Origin of the sequence: Bacillus sp. AP50 (assembly GCF_040492675.1) — a bacterium.
GTDB lineage: Bacteria > Bacillota > Bacilli > Bacillales > Bacillaceae_G > Bacillus_A > Bacillus_A cereus.
On the sequence record NZ_JBEUTW010000387.1, the window covers coordinates 1 to 3,655 of the forward strand.

Sequence of the window (3,655 nt, forward strand, 5' to 3'; positions counted from 1 at the left end):
ATAGCGTATTTTTTCATTTTAGGGGGGATTTTGTTGAATTAGCTTGATAGCGATTGGTGGTACCCCTTATAGGATAATAGAAGTTTGCATTTTCAATTTTTTCACACTCTATTAACAAGGCAGTTATAGCATCCTGGTTTAGCGTTAAGAATGTGAATATATTCTACTTCTTTATTATCAAAAATTTCATCTATATTTTCTCTTAAATTTACACCTTCTGTAACCCTTGCTTCTACAATCATTGAGTCAGCATTGTAGCCGCGTACAGATAGATACCTATGATGTAACATATGCGGAATTTCATTTACATCTAGCTTAGCAGTAGTTGCTCCCTTTCGTATAAATATAGGACCACTTGCTTTATAAGGCGAATTAACACTATGATATTGGTAATTCAGTAAAATTACCTCTTCTCCTACCTCTGCATCCTTCAAACTTATCCTGCAAGGATATCCAGGATTTTTGTTTGCTATTATTTTGACTGCCCCGATACTTTTTAATACTTCTTCATTCATTAGAAATAGGTTATTAAACTCCTTCTCTTGTAACGCAACGATTTGAAAGTTATTTCTCATATTCTATCCCTCCTTAATTAGTTGTTATAAAGCATTTCACTAATGATGCTACCACTAAAGTTCATAAAACTTGTTCAATAATCCTGCCCGTTTGTTGAGGATTGAATTAAAAAGCTTACAATTCTATAACAGAGAAAAAATGGCTTATTATTGTTCAATACAAAGTTGTTTACTTTTAATCAATCAGTAATGATTTATCAAAAAATACGATGAGTACAAAGCACTCTTGTTAATTCATGCTATCTTTTGTTAAAGAACGTGAATTCAGTCAAGTTCTTGGTTTACGGTATTTCCACTATGGAAAGCACGGAATTGACTCGGTGAAAATCCTGTATTTCTTTTAAATGCATTATAAAAGCTAGATACACTTTGATAGCCTGTTTGATAACCAATCTCTGTACTATTAAAGACCGTTGTCAAGAGAAGTTCCTTTGCTTTCTTAACTCTGATCCTTTCTAAATATATTCGAGGAGTATACCCTGTTCTTTCTTTGAAAATCCGATTTAAATGAAAACGACTAACTCCTACCCTTGATGCAATTTCATTTAAAGACATGTTTTGAACATAATTATTTTTTATCAATCGCATAGTATCTTCCAAAACGCATTCGAACGGGTCGTATATTTTTATATTTAGATCTGATCGGCATCTTTTGCATGGGCGATAGCCTGCCCTTTGAGCTTCGTGCGCATTTGAAAAAAAGGATACATTTTCATAATTAGGAACCTTAGACTTGCAAGAAGGCCGGCAGAAAATTCCAGTTGTCTTGACTGCGTAAAAGAATATCCCGTCATACGCTGAATCACATGATACTGTTGCTTTCCACATGGTATCTCTGGAAAGGTTATTTTGATCCTTCATTAGAATTTAATCCTCCCTTGTAGGCGAAAATCTTATTACTCAAAATCATATAAATCGCATATATAGCCACGACAATTAACGGAACAAATATATACAATTGAAAAAATGGAATCACCAGCAAACATAAAATGAAAGAGATTAACGATGCCCACCATGCCCGTGTGTTCTTCCTAAATAATTTAACGCCTGCTGCCATTGAAAGAACATAAACTAGAATCCCAAGAGAAGTCGGTATAAACAAAATATCATCAAACGTTAGTGACAAAGCTTTTGTCACTAACACACCTGCTACCGAAAAACAGATAACAAACAATACCATCTGTCTTGGAATTTGAGTAGTTGCATGCAGCCTTGAGAAAAATTTTGGGAAAGCACCATCTCTGCTTAATGAATATCCTAATTGCGTTAGGCTGGCTACAAAAGCATTCGCTGTCCCTGTACAAATAATTAAAGCTAAAACAGCTGTAACGACTTTGGCACCCCCGCCTACTGTATCTCCCATTATAACACCAATAGGAGACAGGTTGCTTTCTTGACTGCCATACGTGGCCGTTCCAATAGTGACAAGGCTTAGCGCTAAAAATAATAATCCAATGACAACTGCACTAATAACTGCTCCTTTGACAATATCTTTTTCTGGCCTTTTAAAGTGCTCAGCCAGATTACAAATCGCCTCCCAACCGAAAAATGACCAAAAGATAACCGTTATAGCGTTCCCGACAGAAAACCATCCATTTGGAACAAAGGGAGTAAAATTTCCCCATTGTATTCTTGGAAACGCCACAAATACAGCTGACGCTAAAAGAATCAGTAATAAGGAACTTAAAATCAATGCAACTTTACCACTAACATTTACGCCGTAATAATTGGAAACACCTGCAATTACCAAAATAAAGACGGCAATTAAAATTGTTTCAAAATGCGAAAATCCAAATGCCTGACTGACGTAAAAAGCACCAGTTAAAGATACAATCGTTTGACCAACTGCTGCTGTTACAAAGTAAAACCACCCAACGATATTGCCAAGATGATATCCAAAAGAATTTCTAACAAAGGTTGCTGCTCCACCGGAATCAGGATATATCCGTGCCAAACTAGCAAAGGAATAAGCAAGCGGAAAACTAATTATAATAACGATAAACCAGGATACAATAGATGCAGGGCCCGCTATTGAGGCCGTTACCCCCGATAAAAAAAGGACACCTGATCCTAGAATAGCTGAAATGTATAACGCAATTCCTTGAAATAATCCAATGGCTTTATTGTTCATGATCTCCCCCCTTTATAGGATTTAGTGTACTAGTAAAGGGGGGGGAATTCTTCTTGTTTTTTGCGGTTTAATTCGTTTAATAAAACAATCATAAGCATTTTTATTATATTTCTTCTTCAACAATCTGGCCCGATTGTTGAAGAAAGTAGCCTGTTCCAATAAAGAACTTTATTGTTCAGTAAACAACTTGTCATGAAACCATAAAACGAACCGAAATTTTTCTTAAGAGTAGAAAATTCGGCTCGCTTTATGTTGGAATTTGCTTAGCGTATATTTTCGTTAAAATGTAGCTTGATAGCGATGGGGTGGTACCCCTAATAAGAGAAGATAATGTGCTCATCGCCCTTGATTGGGCTTTAAAAAAGTAGCATGTTTGTCCCAACCGAATTGAATTTTCCATTCTTCTTCGAATCCACTCTCAGTAACTTTATTCTTACGTAGTTCTTTCGTCGTATCTTCTTGATATTTAACGAACATTAATTGCTGTGCCCTGATAATAGCCGTATATTGAATCGTTATGTTTTCCCATAATATATCAATCGGATTCTTATCTATGATCTCAGCAGCTAAATCAGCTACATCTTCTGGAAAATATTTATGGAAGAAACCATGTGTTACAGCATTGTATGTAAAACTATAGCCTTCTCTAATTTCTGTGGCTCAATGTGTTGTTTAACTAATTCCACCCCCAATAACTTTGTTGATTAAATGACCGACAACAACTGTTTGTTCTTGTTTATTTAGTTTCATCTTTATTTCACCTGCACTTCTAGAAAATTCACATGAGTCTTTAAATTTCCTACTTCACGCGATAAATTATTGATCTGGTCTTGTTGTTCCGCAACTGTTTTAATTAGCTTATCAATTCTTTACACTAATACCGCACATTGATTCTCCATTCTTCAGCCTCCTCCGAAATTACTCTAATTTAGTATTGAAATTCTCTAAA

At 35.4% G+C, this 3,655-nt stretch carries 3 protein-coding genes and 1 pseudogene; all 4 read right to left on the reverse strand.

Annotated features, from left to right (window positions below; all coding sequences use genetic code 11):
- Positions 1–101 precede the first annotated feature (101 nt).
- Positions 102–575, reverse strand: a complete 474-nt coding sequence (locus tag ABWK52_RS23000) for a DUF1203 domain-containing protein (RefSeq protein ID WP_001245414.1) — start codon at positions 573–575, stop codon at positions 102–104.
- Positions 576–839: 264 nt separating this feature from the next.
- A complete protein-coding gene (locus ABWK52_RS23005; RefSeq protein ID WP_000654819.1) occupies positions 840–1,436 on the reverse strand; it encodes a bifunctional transcriptional activator/DNA repair enzyme AdaA in 597 nt (198 codons plus the stop codon).
- Positions 1,420–2,706 carry an APC family permease gene (locus tag ABWK52_RS23010; RefSeq protein ID WP_001060118.1) on the reverse strand — a complete coding sequence of 429 codons (1,287 nt, stop codon included), beginning with the start codon at positions 2,704–2,706 and terminating at the stop codon, positions 1,420–1,422. The genes ABWK52_RS23005 and ABWK52_RS23010 overlap by 17 nt, the downstream gene beginning before the upstream one ends.
- A gap of 316 nt (positions 2,707–3,022) precedes the next feature.
- Positions 3,023–3,333: pseudogene (locus tag ABWK52_RS23015) on the reverse strand (phage terminase small subunit); the annotation flags it as partial.
- Between the last annotated feature and the right edge of the window lie 322 nt (positions 3,334–3,655).

What these genes read in the sequence shown, in the direction of transcription:
- ABWK52_RS23000 (WP_001245414.1), bottom strand. Translation starts at nt 575, where the DNA reads ATGAGAAATAACTTTCAAATCGTTGCGTTACAAGAGAAGGAGTTTAAT.
- ABWK52_RS23005 (WP_000654819.1), bottom strand. Translation starts at nt 1,436, where the DNA reads ATGAAGGATCAAAATAACCTTTCCAGAGATACCATGTGGAAAGCAACA.
- ABWK52_RS23010 (WP_001060118.1), bottom strand. Translation starts at nt 2,706, where the DNA reads ATGAACAATAAAGCCATTGGATTATTTCAAGGAATTGCGTTATACATT.